Origin of the sequence: uncultured Bradyrhizobium sp., from assembly GCF_936928535.1 — a bacterium.
Lineage (GTDB): Bacteria > Pseudomonadota > Alphaproteobacteria > Rhizobiales > Xanthobacteraceae > Bradyrhizobium.
Map to the genome: position 1 here is coordinate 129,917 of NZ_CAKZHY010000092.1, position 20,751 is coordinate 150,667.

Genomic DNA, 20,751 nt, shown 5'->3' on the forward strand with positions numbered 1-20,751 from the left:
CATGGGATTATCTTAAGTGTCTGAATTATTTGACGAAGTCGACGAGGAAGTACGTCGCGAGCAGCTCAAAAAGCTGTGGGACAAATATTCCCTCTATTTCATCGCCCTGATGGTGCTGATCGTGGCGGCCGTCGGCGGCTGGCGCGGCTACCAGTATCTGGAGGCCAAGAAGGCCGCCGAGGCCGGCGCTACGTTCGAAAAGGCTGTCGAGCTGTCGGAGCAGGGCAAGCACGCGGAGGCCGAAACCGCTTTCGCCGATCTCGCTGCCAAGGCCCCGTTTGGCTATCGCACCCTGTCGCGGCTCCGCGCCGCTGCGGAGGCATCGGCCCGCGATCCCAAGGCGGCGGCGAAGATGTATGACGACATCGCCGCCGACCGTAGTGTCGGCAGCGAGTGGCAGGATGTGGCGAAGATCCGCGCGGCGAGCCTGCTGGTGGACAGCGCGAGCTACGCCGACATCCAGCAGCGGCTGGAAACATCCGCCGAACCCAAGTCGACCTTCCGCCACAGCGCCCGCGAGCTGCTGGCGCTGTCGGCCTGGCGCAACAACGACATGGCCGCGGCCCGCAAATGGGTCGACGCAATCGCCGAGGACGGCGAAACGCCGCCAAGCCTGCGCTCGCGTTCCGAGGCGCTTCAGGCCCTGCTGCCGCCCGTCGCCAAGAGCTGAACCAGAGCAGCTGAGCTGACGGTCCCGAGAGCTGAGACGAGATACTGATATGCGCCGCACGCCACGTTTGACTGCAGCCGCCGTCCTGATCGCCTTCACGGGCCTCCTGGGCGGCTGCTCCAGCGGCGGATTTGATCCGAGCGATCTGATGGACTGGCTCGACACCAAGAAGAAGCTGCCGGGCGACCGCAAGCCTGTCTTCCCTGAGGGCGTGCCGGGTCTCGAGCAGGGTGTGCCGAAGGAATTGTACAAGGGGGCGCAGCAGCAACAGGACGCGAATGCCCCGGGCGTCGCGGCACTGCCGGCAGAGCCGCCGCCCGCCGAGCCCGCGAAATCGTCAAAATCGGCCAAGGGCAAGAAGACCACGCGACCGGCCTCCACCGCTGCCGCTCCGGCTGAGGCGCCGGCCGGCGAGGTCGACGGCGAGGCCCAGCCCGAGGCAGCACCGGCGCAGGCCGCCCCGCCGCCGAAGCACAAGATCGTTCGCAAACGAACCACTGCGCCCCCGCCGGATCAGCAAGCCGCACAGCCTTCGGCACAACCGGCGCAGACCACCCAGCAACAGCAGACGCAGGGGGCCTTCCCGGCGCCGATGCCCAGCGGCAGTTTCTCGCGCTGATATTTTTCACCGAATTGACAGGCGCAGCCTCCGCGGCGCACGAATGACCGATGTCCTTTACGATCGCCATTATAGGCCGGCCCAATGTCGGCAAGTCGACGCTGTTCAACCGCCTGGTCGGACAGAAGCTCGCGCTTGTCGATGATTTGCCCGGCGTCACCCGCGACCGCCGCGAGGGCGATGCCAGGCTCGGCGACCTCGAATTCACCATCATCGACACCGCCGGACTTGATGAAGGCGCCAAGGGCTCGCTGACTGCACGCATGCAGGAGCAGACCGAGACCGCAATTGCGCAAGCGGACGCGTTGTTCTTCGTCATCGATGCCCGCATCGGGCTCACGCCGACGGACCGTGCATTCGCCGATTTCGCCCGCAAGGCCAACAAGCCGGTGCTGCTGATCGCCAACAAGAGCGAAGGCAAGCATGGCGATGCCGGGGCGATGGAATCCTTTGCGCTTGGGCTGGGTGATCCCATCCAGATCTCCGCCGAGCATGGCGAGGGCATGGGCGAACTCTACGACGCGCTTGCCAAGCTGATGCCGGAGCCTGTCGAGGAGGATGAGACCGAGGACGACGAGCCGATCTCCGAGGAAGAGGCCGCGACGCGCCCGATCCGGGTGGCCATCGTCGGTCGTCCCAATGCGGGCAAGTCGACCCTGATCAACCATCTGCTCGGCGAGGAGCGCCTGCTGACGAGCCCGGAAGCTGGCACGACACGCGATTCCATCGCCGTCGAGATCGTTTGGAAGGGCCGCGAGTTCAGAGTGTTCGACACCGCAGGCCTTCGCCGGCGCTCGCGCATCGAGGAAAAGCTGGAGAAGCTCTCGGTCGCCGATGCGCTGCGGGCGGTGCGCTTCGCCGAAGTCGTCGTGATGGTGATGGATTCGCAGAATCGCTTCGAGGAACAGGATCTGCGAATCGCCGATCTGATCGAGCGCGAGGGCCGCGCGGTTGTGCTTGCCGTCAACAAATGGGACCTGATGGAAACCAAGGGTGGCGGCGCGATTTCGGGTCTGCGCCGCGACGCCGACCATTGGCTGCCACAGCTCAAGGGCGTGCCGATCGTCGCCGTCTCCGGCCTGATGGGCGAGGGCATCGATCGCCTGATGCAGGCGATCCAGGACGCCTATGCGCTCTGGAACCGGCGCGTGCCGACATCCGCGCTCAATCGCTGGTTCGAGCAGGCGATCCAGGCCAATCCGCCGCCGGCCGTGTCGGGTCGCCGGCTGAAGCTGAACTACATCACCCAGACCAAGGCGCGGCCGCCGAGCTTCGTCCTGTTCTGCTCGCGCGCGGACGCGGTGCCGCAGTCTTACCTGCGCTACCTCATCAACTCGATGCGTGAGGCCTTCGACCTGCCGGGCACGCCGGTGCGCATTACCCTGCGCGAGAAGGCCAATCCGTTTGCCCACAAGCGCAAGCGGCCGTCGTGAACCGCGAGGCCGGTGAGGCGATAGCGCAGGGCGCTGCGCCCGTCCGGCGCGGTGCTGTTGCATTCATCTTCGTCACCATCCTGCTCGACATGGTCGCGCTTGGCGTCATCATGCCGGTTCTGCCGAGGCTGATCGAGGGCTTCGTCGACAACGACACCGCGCACGCGGCCCGAATCTTCGGCTTGTTTGGTACCGCCTGGGCGCTGATGCAGTTCGTATTCTCGCCGCTGCTGGGGGCTCTGTCGGATCGGTTCGGGCGTCGGCCGGTGGTGCTGCTGTCGAATTTCGGGCTCGCTGCCGACTACGTGCTGATGGCGCTCGCGCCGTCGCTGACCTGGCTGTTTGTCGGCCGCGTGATATCAGGTATCACCTCGGCCAGTATCTCGACTGCCTTTGCCTATATCGCCGACATCACGCCGCCGGAGCGGCGTGCCGCGGTGTTCGGCAAGATCGGTGCGGCATTCGGTGCCGGCTTCATTCTCGGCCCGGCGCTGGGCGGTCTGCTCGGCGACATCGATCCGCGGCTACCGTTCTGGGCGTCGGCCGGCTTGAGTTTCGCCAACGCGCTCTACGGCCTGATGATCCTGCCGGAATCGCTCGCGCCGGAGAAGCGCGCCTCGTTTCACTGGCGGAGCGCCAATCCGGTCGGCGCGCTGCGCCTGCTGCGCTCCAATGCGACGCTGGCGGCGCTGTCGATCGTCAATTTCATCGCACAAGTGGCGCACGTCGTGCTGCCCTCGACTTTCGTGCTCTATGCGACCTATCGCTACGGCTGGGATTCCAAGACCGTCGGCCTGACGCTCGCGATGGTGGGCATCTGCGCCATGGTGGTGCAGGGGCTCGCGATCGGGCCGATCGTGCGCCTGTTCGGCGAACGCAATGCGCTGGTGATGGGCCTGTGCTGTGGGGCGATCGGCTTCGTGATCCTGGGCGCTGCGCCGACCGGACCGCTTTCCTGGCTCGGCATTCCCGTGCTGTCGCTCTGGGGCATCTCCGGCGCCGCGATGCAGTCGCTGATGACGCGGCTCGTTGCGCCCGATCAGCAGGGCCAGTTGCAGGGCGCCAACACGAGCGTCCAGAGCGTGTCGCAGCTCGTCGGCCCTTTCCTGTTCACGCTGACGTTCTCGTATTTCATCGGCGCCAGCGCGCCGCTGCATCTGCCTGGCGCGCCGTTCCTGCTTGCAGCGGCGCTGATGGTGGTGTGCGTGGCGATTGCAGTGCGGGCACTCGCAGTCACGAGGCCGATCTCGTAAGGTGGGCAAAGGCGCCTAGGCGCCGTGCCCACCACCTCCTCGACCTCGAGAGTGAACGTGGGCACGCTTCGCTTTGCCCAGCCTACGGTAGATGTTCCCTGGCATGAAACGTAGATGCCCGGGATAAACCCGGGCACCGTGTTGTAGAGGCGATACGCGACCGCTGCGCGGTTACTTCTTCACCAGCGGACATTCGCTGTCCTTGAGCGGACGGGCGGCATCCTCTGCCGGGATGGTCGCGACCAGCTTGTAATAATCCCAGGGACCCTTCGACTCCTCAGGCTTCTTCACCTCGAACAGATAGGCCGGGATGATGCGGCGGCCGTCTTCGCGCAGTGGGCCCTTGCCGAACAGCGCATCGTCGGTCGGGATTTCCTTCATCTTGGCGACGACCTTGGCGCCGTCATGCGGATTGCCGCCGAGCGCCTCGAGCGCCTTGAGGTAATGGATCACGCCGGCATAGTTGCCTGCCTGCGTCATCGACGGCATCGCCTTGTTGGCCGTCTTTTCCTGGAAGCGCTTCGACCAGGCACGCGTGGCATCGTTGAGGTCCCAGTAGAAGGATTCGGTGAAGGTCAGGCCGTGCGCGGTCTTGAGGCCGAGCGAGTGGACGTCGTTGATGAAGAGCAGCAGCGCTGCAAGCTTCTGGCCTCCCTCGACGATGCCGAATTCGGCCGCCTGCTTGATCGCGTTGGTGGTGTCGCCGCCGGCGTTGGCAAGCCCGACGATCTTCGCCTTGGAGTTCTGCGCCTGGAGCAGGAAGGACGAGAAGTCCGACGTGTTGAGCGGATGCTTGACGCCGCCGAGCACCTTGCCGCCGTTTGCGGTGACAACTGCGCTGGTATCGCGCTCGAGCGCGGCGCCGAAGGCATAGTCGGCGGTCAGGAAGAACCAGCTATCGCCGCCGGCCTTGGTCAGCGCCTTGCCGGTGCCGTTGGCGAGCATGTAGGTGTCGTAGGTGTAGGAGATGGTGTTGGCGTTGCAGGCCTTGCCGGTGAGGTCGGCGCTGGCACCGCCATTGTTGAGCAGGACGACGTTCTTTTCCTTGGCAACATTGCTGACCGCCAGCGCCACGCCGGAGTTCGGCGTGTCGGTGATCATGTCGACCTTCTGGGTGTCGATCCACTGCCGCGCGATGTTGACGCCAATGTCCGGCTTGTTCTGGTGGTCGCCGCTGACGACCTCGATCTTCCAGCCCTTGGCAGCCAGACCGGAATCCTCCACCGCCATCTTCACCGCCACCACGGAGCCGGGGCCACCGATATCGGCGTAGAGGCTCGACATGTCGTTGAGCACGCCGATCGTGACGGTCTTGTCCTGGGCGTAGGCGGATGATGCAAAACCGAAAACGGCGGCACAGGCCAGAAAGGCCGCAGAGCGGCGCGCGAACGTCGTCGTCATAAAGGGTTTCCTCCGATGTCAAATATATGGGACGGCTCTCTTTCGGAGCCTTGGTCCGGCAAGTTCCGTAGCCTGTCCCGAGGACGGCGGCAATGCACCTAAAGCTGGATGACGCTGCGTCGTAGCGTCATCCGTCGGTTAACTTTTGGGCAAGATGCGTTGAGACGCTATTTCAGCGGATGCCGACGTGGGGGCAGCGTCATACCGGCGCGCGGAAGCTCATCAAGCTGCGCGTCTTGTAATCGTAGAACTTGCCGGTTTCGGTCCAATCGGGCGCGCACATCGGAACGATGAATTCGGCGACCTGCTCGGGCGTGTCGAGCGTGGCGGGATCCTCGCCCGGCATCAGCGTGGCGCGCATGCGGGTGCGGATCGGGCCCGGATTGAACAAATTGACGCGGATGGCCGTGTTCGCGGTCTCCTGCGCCCAGGCGCGCGCCAGCGTCTCCAGCGCAGCCTTCGAGGCGGCGTAGGGGCTGACATAGGCGGTCGCCTTGTTGGCGGCGCCCGAGGTGATGAAAACGGCGCGCCCGGCATCGGACTGCTTCAGCAGCGGCTCCATGCAGCGGATCAGCTGGAAGTTCGCGGAGACGTTCACGGCCATGACGTCGTTGAATGTCTTCAGCTCGATATGGCCGATCGGCGAGGAGGGGCCGAGCACGCCGGCATTGCCGACGAGGATGTCGAGCTTGCCGTAGCGCTCGTGCAGGCCGGCGCCCAGCCGCGCGATGCCGTCGGAATCGGTGAGGTTGAGAGGCACCAAGGTGGCGCTGCCGCCGTCTTTCCGGATCTCATCGTCGAGCTCCTCAAGCCCGCCTTGCGTGCGCGCGGTGGCAACGATATGCGCGCCGGCCTTTGCCAGCGCGAGGGCCGTGGCAAAGCCGATGCCGCGCGAGGCGCCGGTGACGAGAGCGATGCGATTGGCGAGGGGCTTGGTCATGTCCGTGTATCCACGTCTTCGCGGCGGGTTTTACAGACATGCGTAACCGGGACAAGCCCGGCATGACATAATTATTGTCTCTGAGCCTTAGCTGTCGCGGGTCAGTTGCTTAATATCGTTGCTCGTTCCGTTTTCCGACCTGTTGGGTGTTACCTTCATACCCTGCCTGAAGGCGAAGACAATGAAGCCGACCAAAAGCACTCCGCAGAGAATAGCGATGATCGTCTGCATCGGCGCGCTCCCGCGTCAGCTTGCCTCCGCCAGCAGCGACAGCTGCCGCGGTTGCGGCTCGGTCTGGGTCTGGTCGGTGAGGTGGGTCGGATAGGCCCCGGTGAAGCAGTGATCCGCGAACTTCGGATTGGCGGGGTCGCGGCCGGGCTCGCCCATCGCGCGGTACATGCCGTCGATCGACAGGAAGGCGAGCGAGTCGGCACCGATGAGCTCGCGCATCTCCTCCAGCGAATGCGTCGCGGCCAACAGGCCGCCGCGATCCGGCAGGTCGATGCCGTAATAATCGGGATAGAGGATCGGGGGCGAAGCGAGGCGGAAGTGCACTTCCTTGGCGCCGGCATCGCGCATCATGCGCACGATCTTCTTCGAGGTGGTGCCTCGCACCAACGAGTCGTCGATCAGAATAATGCGCTTGCCTTCGATCGCGGCGCGGTTGGCCGAGTGCTTCATGCGCACGCCGGACTCACGGATCGCCTGCGTCGGCTGGATGAAGGTGCGGCCGACATAATGGTTGCGGATGATGCCGAGCTCGAACGGCACGCCCGAATGCTGGCTGTAGCCGACCGCGGCAGGGACGCCGGAGTCGGGCACCGGCACCACGACGTCGACAGGCACATGGCTCTCGCGCGCGAGCTGGGCGCCAAAGGCCTTGCGCACCTCGTAGACCGAGCGGCCGTGGACGATGGAATCCGGGCGCGAGAAATAGATGTATTCGAAGATGCAGGGGCGCGGCGCTATCGGCGGAAACGGCTTGTGGATGTCCTGGCCGTGCTCGTCGAACACGATGACTTCGCCCGGCTCGATGTCGCGGACGAAGCGGGCGCCGATGATGTCGAGCGCGCAGGTCTCCGACGTCAGGATCGGGCAGCCGTCGAGATCGCCGAGCACCAGCGGGCGGATGCCGCGCGGATCGCGCGCGCCGACCAGCTTCTTGTTGGTGAGCGAGACCAGCGCATAGGCGCCTTCGATCTCGCGCAGCGCGTCGATATAGCGCTCGATGAAGCGGGCGCGCCTGGAGCGCGCGACCAGGTGCAGGATCACCTCGGTGTCGGAGGTCGACTGCATCATCGCGCCGTTCTTGACCAACTCGCGGCGCAGCGTCAGGCCGTTGGAGAGGTTGCCGTTGTGAGCGACGGCGAGGCCGCCGGCATTGAGCTCGGCGAACAGCGGCTGCACATTGCGCAGGATGGTGGCGCCGGTCGTGGCGTAGCGGACGTGGCCGACCGCCGTATTGCCGGGCAGGCGGTCGATCACCTCGCGGCGGGAGAAGGTGTCGCCGACGAGACCGAGGCGGCGCTCACTGTGGAAGCGGCTGCCGTCATAGGAGACGATGCCGGCGGCTTCCTGTCCGCGATGCTGAAGAGCATGAAGGCCGAGCGCCGTGATGGCGGCAGCTTCGGGATGTCCGTAAATGCCGAAGACGCCGCATTCCTCTCGGACCGTGTCCCCATCCAGGTCGTCCTGAAGCTCTAGCGCGGCGGAGCCGGGATCGAGTTCAGTGTGGGCGTCCTGATCAGGGTGTCGCATCTCGTCCGCGCCTCTCTTTAGGGCTCAATCAACGCGCCGCAGGTTTCTCGATCAGCTTCTTCAGGCTGTCACGAGCCGGTTTGCTGTAGCCGTCGCCACTGCCCGAAGGCTGCTGGTCGGTATCAGCTTGATCATCATCTGGTTTGTTTTTCTTGAATCTCTTCAAGATGGTGTTCTCGGGGTCGTCAGGCAAGAGGGACATCAGCCAATCCCCGGTTCCCTGGAGCACCACGCGGGACTTGGCCCCGCTGACCCAGTCTGGGCGCTGCTTGTCCGGCACCAGCCAGGTGAAGAACAGGAAGGCGACAACGACGATCAAAAGCCCGCGAGCGAGGCCAAACAGGAAGCCGAGGGTGCGGTCCAGCGCGCCAATGCGCGAATCCAGGATCATGTCGGAGATCCGGACCGTGATCACGGAGACCACGACCAGGGTGCCGATGAACACGCCGGCGACCACGACCACGCTCGCGACCATGTCGTTGTTGAAATAGGTCTTGGCGGTCGGCAGCAGTTTGGAAAACGAGTACAGCGTCACGATCGCCGCAGTGCCCCAGGCTGCGATCGAGAGGATTTCGCGCATGAAGCCGCGGACCATGGCGAGCAGGCCCGAAATCAGCATCACACCGAGCAGGATCAGGTCGAGGAGTGTAACTGGCATCGGCTGGTCTGGTCCGCTCGTACGCTCAAAGGGTGCTCAGCGAATCGGTGTTTGGCCGCCGCCCTAACAGAAGGCCAGACGACGTTCCCGGCAAGGCCGCAACCACGCAATCCCATGCTGCTTTTGTGACGGCTGTATAGCGGCGGGGGCGCTTGGCGTCACCTCCACCTAACCCTCTCCACGGCGGAATCTTGCCGGTGTGGCATTTTTCTCTGCTGCCGGGGCTGAGTCGCCGCGGCGAGAGCCCTTTGCGGCGATCTCTGCGACCAGGGTCGTCAGGCTGTTGACCGCGTTCAGGGTCAGTCCGGCGTCACCGCCAGCATCGCCGCCGCGGGCCGATTCGGGCAGCACGGCGCGCTTGAAGCCCAGCTTGGCCGCTTCCTTGAGCCTTGCAGGGGTTTGCGCCACCGGGCGGATCACGCCGGAGAGCGAAATCTCGCCAAAATAAACGGCGTCGGAGGGTAACTGCGCATTAACCAGGGACGACACCAGCGCGGCGGCCGCGGCCATATCGGCCGCCGGCTCGTGGATGCGCAGCCCACCCGCGACATTCAGATAGACGTCGTGGCCGGACAGCTTGACCCCGCAATGGGCCTCCAGCACCGCCAGCACCATCGAGAGCCGGCTCTGGTCCCAGCCGACCACGGCCCGGCGCGGCGTACCCAGCGAGGTCGGCGCCACCAGCGCCTGCAATTCGACCAGAACGGGCCGCGTGCCTTCGATGCCCGCGAAGACTGCGGTGCCGGGCGTGCCGAGATCGCGCTCGGACAGGAACAGCTCGGAGGGGTTGGTGACTTCGCGCAGGCCAAGGCCGGTCATCTCGAACACGCCGATCTCGTCGGTCGGACCGAAGCGGTTCTTGACTGCGCGCAGGATGCGGAATTGCTGCGAGCCTTCGCCCTCGAACGACATCACGGCATCGACCATGTGCTCGACCACGCGGGGGCCCGCGATCTGGCCGTCCTTGGTGACGTGACCGACCAGGATGATGGCAGCTCCCGTCTTCTTGGCGAAACGAATGAGCGCCTGCGCCGAGGCGCGCACCTGAGTGACGGTGCCGGGTGCCGATTCCACCGTGTCGGTCCACATGGTCTGGATCGAGTCGATCACGATCAGCCGCGGCACCGTGCCTTCGGACAGCGTCGAGATGATATCTTCCACTGAAGTCTCGGCCGCGAGCTGCACCGGCGCATCCGACAGCCCGAGCCGTTCGGCGCGCAGCCGCACCTGGGCGATGGCTTCTTCGCCGGAGATATAGACGATGCGGTGGCCGGCGCGCGCCATCATGCTGGTCGACTGCGTCAGCAGCGTCGATTTGCCGATGCCGGGATCGCCGCCGACCAGCAGCACCGAGCCACGCACGAAGCCGCCGCCGGTGACGCGGTCGAGCTCGGTCATCCCTGAGGACATTCGCGGCGCATCCGGGCTTTTGCCGGCAAGGCTCTCCAGCGCAAAGGTCCGGCCCTTGCGCTTTGAGCGGATCGACACCGGCACGCTGCCGGTCGGGTCCTCCTCGGCGAGCGTATTCCACTCGCCGCAGGACTCGCACTTGCCCTGCCAGCGGTTATAGGCCGCGCCGCAGTTCTGGCAGACGAAGGAAAGCGTGTTCTTGGCCATGAGGATGGTGAGTCCAGGTTTCAGACGTGCTGATAGCACGGAACGGTGGGCTGCGAGCGCGCCCACAAGCGCTTCAATGCGCGAAATTCCGGATAGCCGGTACACCCTTTGTTAGCTCTACGGAGCCGTGCTGCTTCAGACTTTGCCAAATGTTAGTCGCCCCGGGTCCAGTTTCGGAACCAAGATGGGGTGGCGGTAAGAATGTCGGTAGTCTTACGCATATTGCTCGCAATGGGCATGGCTTGCGGCTTGTGCGTGCCGATCGGCAGCGCCGTCGCGTCCGATGCAAAGCACCTCAACATCGTCTTCGTGAGCCCCGGCAAGACCGGCGAGGTCTATTGGGACATGGTCGCCCAGACCATGCAGGCCGCCGGCCGCAAGCTTGACGCCAAGGTCGAGGTGCTGACCAGCGAGCGCAATTACCGCACCATGCAGGAGCTCGGCCTTGGCGTGGTCGCGCGCGCGGATAAGCCCGACTTCCTCATTCTTTCGAACGAAGAATCTGCCGCCGTTCCGATCCTGGAGGCCGCCGAAGCCGCGGGGATCAAGACGCTTTTGCTGTCGAATTCGCTGATCGGCGAGGATGCCAAACGTCTTGGACCGCCGCGCCGCGTTCTCAAGAATTGGCTCGGCGACATCACGACCGACCTCACGACCGCCGGCGCGCGGATGGCGAATGCACTGATCGGCGCCGCCCGCAACGAAAAATGGCAGAGCCCCGACGGCAAGATCCATCTCCTCGCGATTGGTGGTGACGAGATCACGCCGGCTTCGATCGCCCGCAACGCCGGCCTCCAGCTCGCCATCGCTGCCGCGCCCGACGTGGTCCTGGATCGGATGCTGTTCGCCAACTGGACGCAGTCGGAAGCGGAGCAGGTCGCTGCCAATTATCTCGGCTGGGCGCAGCGCAAGGGCATTCGTCCCGCAGGGATCTGGGCCGGCAACGACCCGATGGCGCTCGGCGCGCTGAAGGCTGTCGCAGCCGCCGGCATCGGGCCGGGCGAAGATATCCAGGTGGTTGGCCTCAACTGGTCGGAGGACGCGCTGCGCGAAATCAAGGCCGGTCGCCTGCTGCTGACCGATGGCGGCCACTTCCTGCTTGGCGGCTGGTCGATCGTGCTGCTCCGCGACTTTGCCGACGGTTGCGATTTCGCGGCCACCTCGTCGCATGTCGAGGTCAAGACGTCGGCGATCACGCGCGACAATCTCACCTCCGTCGCTGCGCTGATCGCCACTCGTGCCTTCGACCGGATCGACTTTGCGCAGTTCAGGGCCAAGGCAGGACGTTGCGGCCAATACGACTTCTCCGTGGAGGCTCTGATCTCCTCGCTATCGCCTCCAGGCAGCGCCGGTGAATGATGCTGGACGCTGACGGAATGAACGATCCGACCAAGCCGCCGCCATCCCGTTCGGTCGTTCGCGCGATGATCTGGGCGACCGTGCCGGTGCTGCTGTTGGTGCAGCTGCTCGCGTCGGCCGGCGTCGAGGTCTCGAGCTTCTGGTCGCAGATCAGGCAGCTCGATGCCCGCATTGCCCGCGTCGCCGAGAGCCGCGCCGGGCTGATCGCCGAGCCGCTCTGGAAGATGCGCTACGACCAGGTCACGGGCGTGCTCAACGAGATCATGCACGACGAAACCATAGCCGCTGCCGCGGTCTACGATGACACCGGCGTCGTGATCGCCCGCGTGGTGGCGCGGCCCGCGGTCCAGGCGCTCGCGGAAGTCTCGCGCCCGATCAACTACAGCAACGGCAACATGGCCGTCCAGGCCGGTCGCATCGTGATCGCCTATTCCTACGCGAGCCTTTATATGGGCGCTGGCGGCAGGCTGGGGTTGCTTCTCGTCGTCGGTCTGCTCGGAACGCTCGCGACCGTGATCGCGATGCGAATCTCCGCCAACATTTTCATCGGCAAGCCGCTGGCTGCGATGATGTCGGCGATCCAGCGCAGCAAGCAGGATGGCCGCGCTTATCCCGCCGATGTCAAATCGTCCAATGAACTCGGCCAGCTCGCGATCGCCTTCAACGCGATGCAGCACACGACCTCGGGCGCGCTTGATCGCCTTGGCCACATGGCTTCGCACGATCCACTGACGGGGCTGCCCAACCGCCGCACCCTGTCCGAGCGCCTGGTGGCGTTGAGCCGGGATGCAGGCTCTCCGGATGCGCTGATCGCGTTTTGCTTCATCGATCTCGATGATTTCAAGGGCATCAACGACACTTTTGGTCACGACGCCGGCGACAAGTTTCTGGTCCAGATCTCGGAGCGGCTTCGTGGCACGGTCGAAGCGGAAGATTGGGTCGCGCGGCTCGGCGGCGACGAGTTCGTGGTCATCAGGCCTGAGGTCAGTAACGAAGCGGTCGCACGGGCTTTCGCGCAGCAATTGCTGGCGGCGATCTCCGATACGATCATGCTGCATGACAAGCAGGTCGTGCCGCGCGCCAGCATCGGCCTTGCCGTGCGCCGCGCCGGCGATCCTGAATTGTCGCACCTGCCCGCGCTCGCCGACATCGCGCTCTACCACGCCAAGAGCAAGGCGCCTGGCACCGTCGCTGTGCTGGACGAAGAACTCCAGCGCGACTATCGCCGCCGCAGGGATCTGGAGCTTGCCATTCCGACCGGCTTCTCAGAGGGGCAGTTCGAGGTCTGGTATCAGAGCCAGGTCGACCTGGTGACCCAGGACGTCATCGGCCTCGAGGCGCTCATTCGCTGGCGTCATCCCGAGCACGGCGTGATCGGCCCCGGCGAATTCCTGCCGCTGGTCGAGCGCAGCGGCAACAATGCGCGCCTGACGCGCTACGTGCTGACCGACGCCTGTCGTGCGCTGCAACGCCTCGCAGCAGCCGGCATGCCGCAGATACGGATCGCGATCAATTTGCCGCCATCGGAGCTTGCCGACCATTCGCTCGCCGCCGAGCTGCGCGAGACTTGCAAGCGCTACGCGGTTGCGCCCTCGTTGCTCGAGCTCGAGATCACCGAGGGCTCGCTGATCAACAACATTGCCAGCGCATCCGACACGCTGCGCCGGCTGCGGCGCCTGGGCGCGACCATTGCGCTCGACGATTTCGGCACGGGCTATAGCTCGCTCGCGCATCTCAGGCGGTTTCCGCTCGACAAGGTCAAGATCGACAAGGCGTTCATCCGCGAAATCCCCGAGAGTGCCGAGGACAAGGCGATCGTCGGCGTCATCGCTTCGCTCGCGGGCACGCTCGGACTCACCCTGGTTGCGGAAGGCATCGAACGGGTCGAGCAGGCGCAGGCCATGCGCGAGATGGGCGTGAGGCTCGGCCAGGGCTTTCTGTACCACAAGCCGCAGCCGCTCGACGCCGTGCTGCGCGGGCTCGCGGAAGCTGGCGGTAACGGAGATCGGCTGTTGACGGACAGTCCGTCGATCGCGCCGGAATTTGCCGCTTGAGTGCTACGGCTGCGCGGCATTCCAAAGCAGCGACAGGCCAGCCGCGATCATGATCGCATCCATCACCTGGCGAAACATCTCCGGCTTCAGGTGCAGCACGAAGCGCTTGGCGACGAAGGCGCCCGCCATCAGCGAGGAACCTGCGATCAAGCCCTTGACGAAGACCTCCTGTGTCAGTGCACCGAAGCGCTCGAACGTCACTGATTTTGCGAAGTAGAGGCCAAGCGAGGCGGCGGCCTCGGTCGCGAGGAAGGCGCCCCTTGAGAGGCCGTAGAACAGGAATAGCGGCACGCTGAGCGGCCCGGTCGAGACTACGATGCCGGTGAGATAGCCGATGACCGCGCCGCCGATGGCGAGATGCCAGAGGTTGGCCTTGAGGTCGTGCCGCGCCAGCCAATGCCGCACCGGTACCATCGCGATCAGGAAGACGCCGATGGCGAGATCGACCGCGTGCGATGGCAGGGCGAGCAGCGTCCGTGCGCCCAGCACAGCAGCCGGAATGCCCGTGACCGAATAGGCTGCACACGCGCGCCAGTCGACCTCGCGCCACCATGCCAGAATCCGCGAGAAATTCGCCATCACCGAGGCGACCGCCATGATCGGCACGGCCTCTTTCGGTCCATACGCATAGACCAGCACCGGCATCAGCATGATCGACGAGCCCGTGCCGACGATGCCGGAAATGGTGCCTGCGATCAGACCGACACTGAGCACGAAGAGAAAGGCCAAGGGCGGGGCTCCGAGAATCGGCAGAGTTTAGCGGCCGCCGAGGTCGAGTGCGAATGGTGAGCTGGCGGCAGTTCCGTAGTTAACTGCGGGTGTCACGCCGATCGCCAATCCGACCGGTTCATCGGCGTGATCCTTAGAATTTGAAGCGTATTGATGCGAGCCTCGCTCAAAGAACTTGAGGTTCGTGATGCCCGACCACCATTCCTTCTCCGCGCTCGATCGCCACGCGGTGCTTAGCGGATCCGACAATGGTTTTCCCTGGGTTGCCGGCGCGATGCTCGCAGTCGAAGCGGGCGAGGTTGTTCGGCTCCGCTGCGAAAGGCTCAGCCATGGCGATGAGGCTGCCGGACAAGAGGCGGTGCTGATGGTCAGCGAGAAGGTCGCGGCCGCTTTCGAGGCGATTGCCAGCGTGCTTGCGGGCGCTACGCCGGCTGCGGTCGTCCAGCGCTATCGCGAGCACGTGGCTGCCAACGCAAAGCGCCTGTCCACGAGCCAAAACGTGTAGCGCCGGCCGCCAACCGGTCGCCAGTCGTCCCATGAACCGGCTTCGGCGCAGAGGCGACAGACGATGAAGGTGACCCTGGCGGAGGCGGTATTGCGTGACATCCAAGCGGCTGGATTGGGCGGCCCGAACGATTGCGCTCCTGGCGGTGACCGTTGTCTTCGCGGGCGGGCTGCTGTTGCTCGACGCGCCGAACCGCGATCGCCGGACCGTGATCGCAACCAGCTGCAGTGAATTCGCCGGCGATGCCGGCAGTCTGTTTGACAAGGGGGACAACGCCGTCCTGAGCGGCTCGTTCGCATCCGGCGACCGCGTGCATCTGGTGATCGATTTCAAGGGTATCGGTTATGGCTGGGAGCTGACCGGGGTGCTGGCAGCGGCCAAAAAGGACGTGACGGGTTCCGGCTCGTTCAGCACTGTGACCAAGTCCAGATCGACGTCCGCTGGCGCCTCGGCAACAACATCGCATGGCGAGATCAGCGGCTTCGAGACGTTGGTGGTCGAGGGCGAGATCATGACGGCGGGGGAGGGCGGGATTTCCATCACCAACACCAACAGCTTGCCACCGTTCGCGCGGCTGAGGGTCGCGAGCGCAAGCTGCGAGGCCTCGAAAGGCAGCGTTCAGGCCTCTGCCCGGGCAGCGGCCCGCCCGAAGTGAGAGGCTGCCTGCTGCTGACAGCATGTTGGCAGCAGGGGCGGGCTATGACCACCTCCTGACAAAAGGGGAGTGGGTCATGCCGGTCGAGGCGAGCTGTCATTGTGGTGAGACAGTGTTCGAGGTGACAGAAGCGCCTGCGAGCGTGACGCGCTGCACCTGCTCGCTCTGCACCAAACGCGGCGCGCTGTGGGCCTATTACACGCCGGCGCAGTTTCGCCTGCTGTCGCCCCCCCCGACAACGTCGCGACCTATCTGTGGGGGAGCCGCGCAGTCAAGCATCACTATTGCGCGAATTGCGGCTGCGGCACGTATTCGGAGTCGCCGGACTGGTCGACCGGCAAGCCGGATTTCGACAACCCCAAGGTGGCGGTGAATGCCCGCCTGTTCGACGATTTCGATCTGGAAGCGGTGCCGGTCAACATGATCGACGGCAACAATTTGTGGTGAGCGCGCGGCCCGCGCTTACTTCAGCACCACCCACGCCGGCGCGTGATCGCTCGCCCCATCCTCGCCGCGAACCTTCTTGTCGACACCGGCCTTGGCCAGGCGTGAGACGAGGGCAGGGCTCAGCAACAGATGATCGAGCCTCAAGCCCGCATCGCGCGGCCAGCGGTTCCGCTTGTAATCCCAGAACGTGTAGATGCGCTCCTCACCGTGCAAACAGCGGATCGCATCGCACCAGCCTTGTTCGACAAGCGAGGCGAAGGCCGCACGGCTCTTCGGCTGGATCAGTGCATCCTTGTCCCACGAGCGCGTCGGATAGATGTCGATCTCCGTGGGCGCAACGTTGTAGTCGCCCGCGAGCACCACGGGCAGATCCTGCCTGATGAAGGTCTTGGCGTGGCGCTTCAGCCGCGCGAACCAGTCGAGCTTGTAGTCGAATTTCGGCCCTGGCTGCGGATTGCCGTTCGGCAGGTAAATGGAGGTGATGATGACGCCGCGCACGGCAGCCTCGATGTAGCGCGCTTCATGGTCATCAGGCCGTCCCGGCAGGCGGTCGCGCGTCAGCACGGGCTCGGCATTGCGGGCGAGGATGGCGACGCCGTTCCAGGTCTTTTGTCCGCGCCAGACCGCGCCATAGCCGGCTTTTTCGATCGCTTCTGCCGGAAATTCGCCATCACTTGCCTTCAACTCCTGAAGCGCGACGACATCAGGCTTCGCCGCGCGCAACCATGCGAGCAGATTGGGCAGGCGGCGATTGATGTTGTTGATGTTGAATGTCGCAATCTTCATGTAGAGCTACCGGCTCCTGCCGCCCCATACCGGAGATCCAATGTCCAAATTGAGCTTTGCCGTTCTCGCCTTCGTCGTCGCGTTCTCCGGGGCCGCTTCGGCACAATCGGCCGATCCACGCGGTGCGTGCAAGGCGGATTACGACAAATTCTGCGCCGGCATTGCGCCCGGTGGCGGCAAGATCATCGCCTGCCTGAACGGCAAGCGCGACCAGCTCACCTCAACCTGCAAGGCGGCGCTGGACAGCCGGAAGAAGTAGGCGGCGAGAAGTTCAGCTCGGCAGTGGCGGCGGAGCCGGCGGTTGCTCGAGCGGTGGCGGGGAGGGCGGCTGTTCGACTGCCTTGGCGGGCTCCGGCTTCACCAGCGGCTCGACCACGTTGCCGCCCTTGTAGACGCGGGCGTAGCGGTGGCCGAGGCTGGTCAGCACCTCATAGCCGATCGTGCCGAAATGATGCGCGAGCTCGTCGACGGTGAGGCCCTCGCCGAGCAGCGTCACCATATGGCCGCGGCGCGCCGCGTTCGGCGGCAGATCGGTGATATCGATCGCGATCAGGTCCATCGAGATGCGCCCCGCGACCGGGCAGCGCTTGCCCGCGACGATCACCTCGGCGCCGCGCGTGCCGTCATTGGAGCTGGCGGCACGGAAATAGCCGTCGGCATAGCCGACCGCGATGATCGCAAGCTTGGTCGGCCGCCGTGCGGACCAGGTGCCGCCATAGCCGACGGTCTCACCGCGCTCGATCGAGCGGGTCTGCACGATGCGGGCCTTGAGGTCGACCACCGGTTGCATCGGATTGTCGGCCTCCGGCGTCGGATTGACGCCGTAGAGCGCGGCGCCCGGCCGGACCAGGTCGAACTGGAACGGCGCGCCGAGGAAGATGCCTGAGGAGTTCGCGAGCGCAGCCGGCACGCCGGAGAATTCGCTGGCGATGCCGCGGAAGGCCGCGAGCTGTTTGGCGTTGATCTGGCTGTTGAGCTGCTCGGCGGAGACCAGATGGCTCATCACCAGCGTGATGCCGTGATCGCCGGCATTGATGCGGGGGATGATGGCCTGCGCCTCCGTCAGCGTCAGCCCGAGCCGGTTCATGCCGGTGTCGATATGGATTGCGGCCCCGCCGGACCAGCCGGTGCGGCGGCAGAACACGTCCCATTCGGCGAGTTCGTTGAGGTCACCGATGACAGGACGGCAGTTGATCTTGGCGTAGTGCTCGCCGGTGTTCTGGAAATAGCCGCCGAGCACGTAGACGGTGGCGTCGGGCACCGCGGCGCGGGCGGTGCGCGCCTCCTCGATGGTGGCGACGAAGAAGGTCTTGCAGCCGGCCTTGTTGAGCGCCTGCGCGACCTGCGCTGTGCCGCAGCCATAGGCGTCGGCCTTGATCACCGCCGAGCACTCGGCCGGCACGGCGGTCTTCTCCAGCTTGCGCCAGTTGGCGATGATGGCGTCGAGATCGACGGTGAGCACGCCGCCATAGGCAGCGAGCGCGGCAGCCTGGTTGGCTTCCGCGGAGAGAAGGCCGGATTGCGGGATCATGTTCGGGTCGGACGCCATGGTCATGGCGTCGTTTTACGCAAGAGGCAGGTCCGGTTCAACCCGGAGGCTAGTAGTCGCTGCCGCTGCGAGCTGGCATCTGACTATCAGGCGCGAGGTCGCCGAACCGCGTGACCGAGGCTTCGAACGCCAGATCGACGGTACCGGTCGGGCCGTGGCGTTGCTTGCCGATGATGACCTCGGCTTTTCCGTGCGCAAGGCTCATGTCCAGCTGCCACTTCTCGTGTTCAGGCGTGCCCGGGCGGGGCTCCTTCATCGCGAGGTAATATTCCTCGCGATACACGAACAGCACGACGTCGGCGTCCTGTTCGATCGATCCGGATTCACGCAGGTCGGAGAGCTGCGGACGCTTGTCGTCCCGGGATTCGACTTGGCGTGAGAGCTGGGACAGCGCGATCACGGGAACGTTGAGCTCCTTGGCGAGCGCCTTCAGGCTGGTCGTGATCTCCGTGATTTCCTGCACGCGGCTGTCGTTGGCGCGCTTGCTGGAGCCCGAGAGCAGCTGAATGTAGTCGATCACCAGGAGATCGAGCCCCTTCTGCCGCTTCAGCCGGCGTGCGCGCGCCATCAATTGCGCGATCGACAGGCCGCCAGTCGCGTCGACATAGAAGGGCAGCGATTGCAGCTCGATCGAGACCTCCCGGATCTTGTCGAAATCGGCTTCCGAGATGCCGCCGCGGCGGATGTGGGAGGAGGGAACACCGGTGCGCTCGGCCACGATACGCGTGGCGAGCTGGTCGGCCGACATTTCGCAGGAGAAGAAGCCGATCACGCCGCCATTGGCGGCCTTCGTGGTGCCGTCGGCCTGGAGTTCCGGAACGTAGGCTCGTGCGACATTGTAGGCGATGTTGGTTGCCAGCGAGGTCTTGCCCATGCCGGGACGGCCTGCGACGATGATGAGGTCGGAGTGCTGCAGGCCGCCCATCTTGGTGTCGAGGTCGCGCATGCCGGTCGAGATGCCGGACAGCTTTCCGTCGCGCTGGAAGGCCTTGGCCGCGAGGTCGACCGCGACCGCGAGTGCCTGCGAGAATTTCTGGAAGCCGCCGTCATAGCGGCCGGACTCGGCGAGCTCGTAAAGCTTTCGCTCGGCGTCCTCGATCTGTGCCCGCGGCTGGAAGTCGACCGGGGCGTCATAGGCGACATTGACCATGTCTTCGCCGATGCCGATCAGGTCGCGGCGCAAGGACAGGTCGTAGACGGTACGCCCATAATCCTGGGCGTTGATGATGGTGGTCGCTTCGGCCGCGAGCCGCGCCAGATACTGACCGATGGTCATGCCGCCGACGTCGGTGTCGGCGGGCAGGAAGGTCTTCAGCGTGACGGGCGTGGCGATCTTGCCCATCCGGATCAGGCTGCCGGCGGTCTCGAAAATGGTCTGGTGCAGCGGCTCGAAGAAATGCTTCGACTCCAGGAAGTCAGAGACCCGGTAGAAGGCGTCGTTGTTGACCAGGATCGCGCCCAGAAGGCTCTGTTCCGCCTCGATATTGTGCGGCGCGCTTCGGTAGGCGGGCGTTCCGGGCTCGGGCGCGAGTTTGAGGACGTTCGAATCAGTCAGGGCCATGGTCGACCGATAGCAATTTTCTGCGGCGGATGCGGGGCCGGGATAAAGCGCCGCCGCAAGCCAAAGCGGAAGCTAAAACTTCGTCACTATCAACCGATCTTAAAAGCGGTGGATGATTGGCGGCCACGGCAGTCGCCGCGCTTGACGGAATTTCACGGAACTCAACGCCGGACCGGAACTGGCTGCGACCGTGCCACGGAAAAATCCGGATAGGGTGAACCTAATGAATCCCGCCGCAGACCTATTTGCAGGTGCGCGAAACGCTGCGCTGGCGTTTTCGGTGCGGGAATCAGACCAGCAGGAGATAAACCAGCGCAACCAGGGCCGCGCCCACGCCGGTCGCGATCAGCGCGTAGTCGGTGCGGAGGTCATCCTGGACGTCGAATGAGGTTTGGGTCTGCTTTCTCATGACGACGGTCTAGGCCAGGTCCGACCTTGGGAATGTGAAGCAGATCACATCTCCCCGGATTCTTTCGGGGGTAGGAGAGGAACAGGCGGGCGGGCCGGGGATTATCTCGAACCCGCTCAATAGGGAGGCGAGGCAAGCGATGCGGCCGGAACGGCAGCACCATATCTGGCGAAGCGAGGCAGGCAGCCGGCGGTGGCTGTCCGGGTTGGTTGCCGCCATGCAGCACGCCGAGCGGCCCGACGTCAGGCGCCAGCCGGTCGCACCCGAGATCATCGTCGAACTGCGCGCGCAATTGGCGTTGGCAGCGTCTTACCGCTCTTGCCAGATATCGACCCTGCGTCACTAGAA

General features: G+C 64.9%; 20 protein-coding genes and 1 pseudogene. 11 read left to right on the forward strand and 10 right to left on the reverse strand.

Annotated features, from left to right (window positions below):
* Positions 1-16: 16 nt before the first annotated feature.
* From Q0687_RS15160 to Q0687_RS15175, 4 genes are read left to right on the forward strand one after another with little or no spacing between them, the layout of a single operon-like run.
* Positions 17-670, forward strand: coding sequence for a tetratricopeptide repeat protein (locus Q0687_RS15160; RefSeq protein ID WP_298877988.1), 654 nt, complete (start codon positions 17-19; stop codon positions 668-670).
* A gap of 49 nt (positions 671-719) precedes the next feature.
* Positions 720-1,289 (forward strand): hypothetical protein, encoded by a 570-nt coding sequence (locus Q0687_RS15165; RefSeq protein WP_298877990.1) that lies wholly within the window; start codon positions 720-722, stop codon positions 1,287-1,289.
* A 50-nt stretch (positions 1,290-1,339) separates the two neighbouring features.
* Positions 1,340-2,722 carry a ribosome biogenesis GTPase Der gene (gene der, locus Q0687_RS15170; RefSeq protein WP_298877992.1) on the forward strand — a complete coding sequence of 461 codons (1,383 nt, stop codon included), beginning with the start codon at positions 1,340-1,342 and terminating at the stop codon, positions 2,720-2,722.
* Complete coding sequence (locus Q0687_RS15175; protein WP_298877994.1) at positions 2,719-3,975, forward strand: TCR/Tet family MFS transporter; 1,257 nt, start codon at positions 2,719-2,721, stop codon at positions 3,973-3,975. The genes der and Q0687_RS15175 overlap by 4 nt, the downstream gene beginning before the upstream one ends.
* Before the next feature lie 171 nt (positions 3,976-4,146).
* Here the strand turns inward: Q0687_RS15175 and Q0687_RS15180 are convergent, their stop codons facing one another.
* From Q0687_RS15180 to radA, 6 genes are all read right to left on the reverse strand, one after another.
* Positions 4,147-5,376 (reverse strand): ABC transporter substrate-binding protein, encoded by a 1,230-nt coding sequence (locus Q0687_RS15180; RefSeq protein WP_298877996.1) that lies wholly within the window; start codon positions 5,374-5,376, stop codon positions 4,147-4,149.
* Positions 5,377-5,575: 199 nt separating this feature from the next.
* On the reverse strand, positions 5,576-6,316 hold the full coding sequence (locus Q0687_RS15185) for an SDR family NAD(P)-dependent oxidoreductase (RefSeq protein WP_298877998.1): 741 nt from the start codon (positions 6,314-6,316) through the stop codon (positions 5,576-5,578).
* An 87-nt stretch (positions 6,317-6,403) separates the two neighbouring features.
* Positions 6,404-6,547 carry a hypothetical protein gene (locus tag Q0687_RS15190; protein WP_298878000.1) on the reverse strand — a complete coding sequence of 48 codons (144 nt, stop codon included), beginning with the start codon at positions 6,545-6,547 and terminating at the stop codon, positions 6,404-6,406.
* A 15-nt stretch (positions 6,548-6,562) separates the two neighbouring features.
* A complete protein-coding gene (gene purF, locus Q0687_RS15195) occupies positions 6,563-8,074 on the reverse strand; it encodes an amidophosphoribosyltransferase (protein WP_298878002.1) in 1,512 nt (503 codons plus the stop codon).
* A 28-nt stretch (positions 8,075-8,102) separates the two neighbouring features.
* Complete coding sequence (locus tag Q0687_RS15200) at positions 8,103-8,732, reverse strand: CvpA family protein (RefSeq protein ID WP_298878004.1); 630 nt, start codon at positions 8,730-8,732, stop codon at positions 8,103-8,105.
* 168 nt (positions 8,733-8,900) lie between these two features.
* Entirely contained in the window at positions 8,901-10,349 is a 1,449-nt protein-coding gene (radA, locus tag Q0687_RS15205) for a DNA repair protein RadA (RefSeq protein WP_298878007.1), read from the reverse strand.
* A 201-nt stretch (positions 10,350-10,550) separates the two neighbouring features.
* On the opposite strand from radA, the gene Q0687_RS15210 reads away from it, so the two are divergent.
* Positions 10,551-11,708: an ABC transporter substrate-binding protein gene (locus Q0687_RS15210; protein ID WP_298878009.1), complete on the forward strand. Its 1,158-nt coding sequence runs from the start codon at positions 10,551-10,553 to the stop codon at positions 11,706-11,708.
* Complete coding sequence (locus Q0687_RS15215; RefSeq protein ID WP_298878054.1) at positions 11,708-13,762, forward strand: EAL domain-containing protein; 2,055 nt, start codon at positions 11,708-11,710, stop codon at positions 13,760-13,762. Before Q0687_RS15210 ends, Q0687_RS15215 begins: the two co-directional genes overlap by 1 nt.
* A gap of 3 nt (positions 13,763-13,765) precedes the next feature.
* Here Q0687_RS15215 and Q0687_RS15220 read toward each other — a convergent pair whose 3' ends face one another.
* Positions 13,766-14,491 (reverse strand): sulfite exporter TauE/SafE family protein, encoded by a 726-nt coding sequence (locus Q0687_RS15220; RefSeq protein WP_298878011.1) that lies wholly within the window; start codon positions 14,489-14,491, stop codon positions 13,766-13,768.
* A 187-nt stretch (positions 14,492-14,678) separates the two neighbouring features.
* Here Q0687_RS15220 and Q0687_RS15225 point away from each other — a divergent pair, with 187 nt between their 5' ends.
* The 3 genes and pseudogenes from Q0687_RS15225 to Q0687_RS15235 all read left to right on the forward strand — a co-directional run bounded on the left by Q0687_RS15225 (position 14,679) and on the right by Q0687_RS15235 (position 16,098).
* A complete protein-coding gene (locus Q0687_RS15225; RefSeq protein WP_298878013.1) occupies positions 14,679-14,996 on the forward strand; it encodes a hypothetical protein in 318 nt (105 codons plus the stop codon).
* A 94-nt stretch (positions 14,997-15,090) separates the two neighbouring features.
* Positions 15,091-15,651: a hypothetical protein gene (locus Q0687_RS15230; RefSeq protein ID WP_298878015.1), complete on the forward strand. Its 561-nt coding sequence runs from the start codon at positions 15,091-15,093 to the stop codon at positions 15,649-15,651.
* Positions 15,652-15,727: 76 nt separating this feature from the next.
* Positions 15,728-16,098: pseudogene (locus tag Q0687_RS15235) on the forward strand (GFA family protein).
* Positions 16,099-16,113: 15 nt separating this feature from the next.
* Here Q0687_RS15235 and Q0687_RS15240 read toward each other — a convergent pair.
* Positions 16,114-16,884, reverse strand: coding sequence for an exodeoxyribonuclease III (locus tag Q0687_RS15240; protein ID WP_298878017.1), 771 nt, complete (start codon positions 16,882-16,884; stop codon positions 16,114-16,116).
* A 40-nt stretch (positions 16,885-16,924) separates the two neighbouring features.
* Between Q0687_RS15240 and Q0687_RS15245 the strand changes: the two genes are divergently transcribed.
* Positions 16,925-17,143, forward strand: a complete 219-nt coding sequence (locus Q0687_RS15245) for a cysteine rich repeat-containing protein (protein WP_298878018.1) — start codon at positions 16,925-16,927, stop codon at positions 17,141-17,143.
* Positions 17,144-17,155: 12 nt separating this feature from the next.
* Here the strand turns inward: Q0687_RS15245 and alr are convergent, their stop codons facing one another.
* Together alr and Q0687_RS15255 are read right to left on the reverse strand one after the other, a co-directional pair.
* Positions 17,156-18,433, reverse strand: coding sequence for an alanine racemase (alr, locus tag Q0687_RS15250; protein ID WP_298878056.1), 1,278 nt, complete (start codon positions 18,431-18,433; stop codon positions 17,156-17,158).
* A gap of 49 nt (positions 18,434-18,482) precedes the next feature.
* Positions 18,483-19,994: a replicative DNA helicase gene (locus Q0687_RS15255; protein WP_298878020.1), complete on the reverse strand. Its 1,512-nt coding sequence runs from the start codon at positions 19,992-19,994 to the stop codon at positions 18,483-18,485.
* 626 nt (positions 19,995-20,620) lie between these two features.
* Between Q0687_RS15255 and Q0687_RS15260 the strand changes: the two genes are divergently transcribed.
* Complete coding sequence (locus Q0687_RS15260) at positions 20,621-20,749, forward strand: hypothetical protein (RefSeq protein WP_298878021.1); 129 nt, start codon at positions 20,621-20,623, stop codon at positions 20,747-20,749.
* The last annotated feature ends 2 nt before the right edge of the window (positions 20,750-20,751 follow it).

Bases quoted from the DNA above. Each gene is read 5' to 3' on its own strand.
- Q0687_RS15225 (WP_298878013.1), top strand. From the start codon at position 14,679: ATGCCCGACCACCATTCCTTCTCCGCGCTCGATCGCCACGCGGTGCTT.
- Q0687_RS15240 (WP_298878017.1), bottom strand. From the start codon at position 16,884: ATGAAGATTGCGACATTCAACATCAACAACATCAATCGCCGCCTGCCC.
- radA (WP_298878007.1), bottom strand. From the start codon at position 10,349: ATGGCCAAGAACACGCTTTCCTTCGTCTGCCAGAACTGCGGCGCGGCC.
- Q0687_RS15200 (WP_298878004.1), bottom strand. From the start codon at position 8,732: ATGCCAGTTACACTCCTCGACCTGATCCTGCTCGGTGTGATGCTGATT.
- Q0687_RS15210 (WP_298878009.1), top strand. From the start codon at position 10,551: ATGTCGGTAGTCTTACGCATATTGCTCGCAATGGGCATGGCTTGCGGC.
- Q0687_RS15260 (WP_298878021.1), top strand. From the start codon at position 20,621: ATGCAGCACGCCGAGCGGCCCGACGTCAGGCGCCAGCCGGTCGCACCC.
- purF (WP_298878002.1), bottom strand. From the start codon at position 8,074: ATGCGACACCCTGATCAGGACGCCCACACTGAACTCGATCCCGGCTCC.
- Q0687_RS15245 (WP_298878018.1), top strand. From the start codon at position 16,925: ATGTCCAAATTGAGCTTTGCCGTTCTCGCCTTCGTCGTCGCGTTCTCC.
- Q0687_RS15255 (WP_298878020.1), bottom strand. From the start codon at position 19,994: ATGGCCCTGACTGATTCGAACGTCCTCAAACTCGCGCCCGAGCCCGGA.
- Q0687_RS15165 (WP_298877990.1), top strand. From the start codon at position 720: ATGCGCCGCACGCCACGTTTGACTGCAGCCGCCGTCCTGATCGCCTTC.
- Q0687_RS15190 (WP_298878000.1), bottom strand. From the start codon at position 6,547: ATGCAGACGATCATCGCTATTCTCTGCGGAGTGCTTTTGGTCGGCTTC.
- der (WP_298877992.1), top strand. From the start codon at position 1,340: ATGTCCTTTACGATCGCCATTATAGGCCGGCCCAATGTCGGCAAGTCG.
- alr (WP_298878056.1), bottom strand. From the start codon at position 18,433: ATGGCGTCCGACCCGAACATGATCCCGCAATCCGGCCTTCTCTCCGCG.
- Q0687_RS15180 (WP_298877996.1), bottom strand. From the start codon at position 5,376: ATGACGACGACGTTCGCGCGCCGCTCTGCGGCCTTTCTGGCCTGTGCC.
- Q0687_RS15185 (WP_298877998.1), bottom strand. From the start codon at position 6,316: ATGACCAAGCCCCTCGCCAATCGCATCGCTCTCGTCACCGGCGCCTCG.
- Q0687_RS15215 (WP_298878054.1), top strand. From the start codon at position 11,708: ATGCTGGACGCTGACGGAATGAACGATCCGACCAAGCCGCCGCCATCC.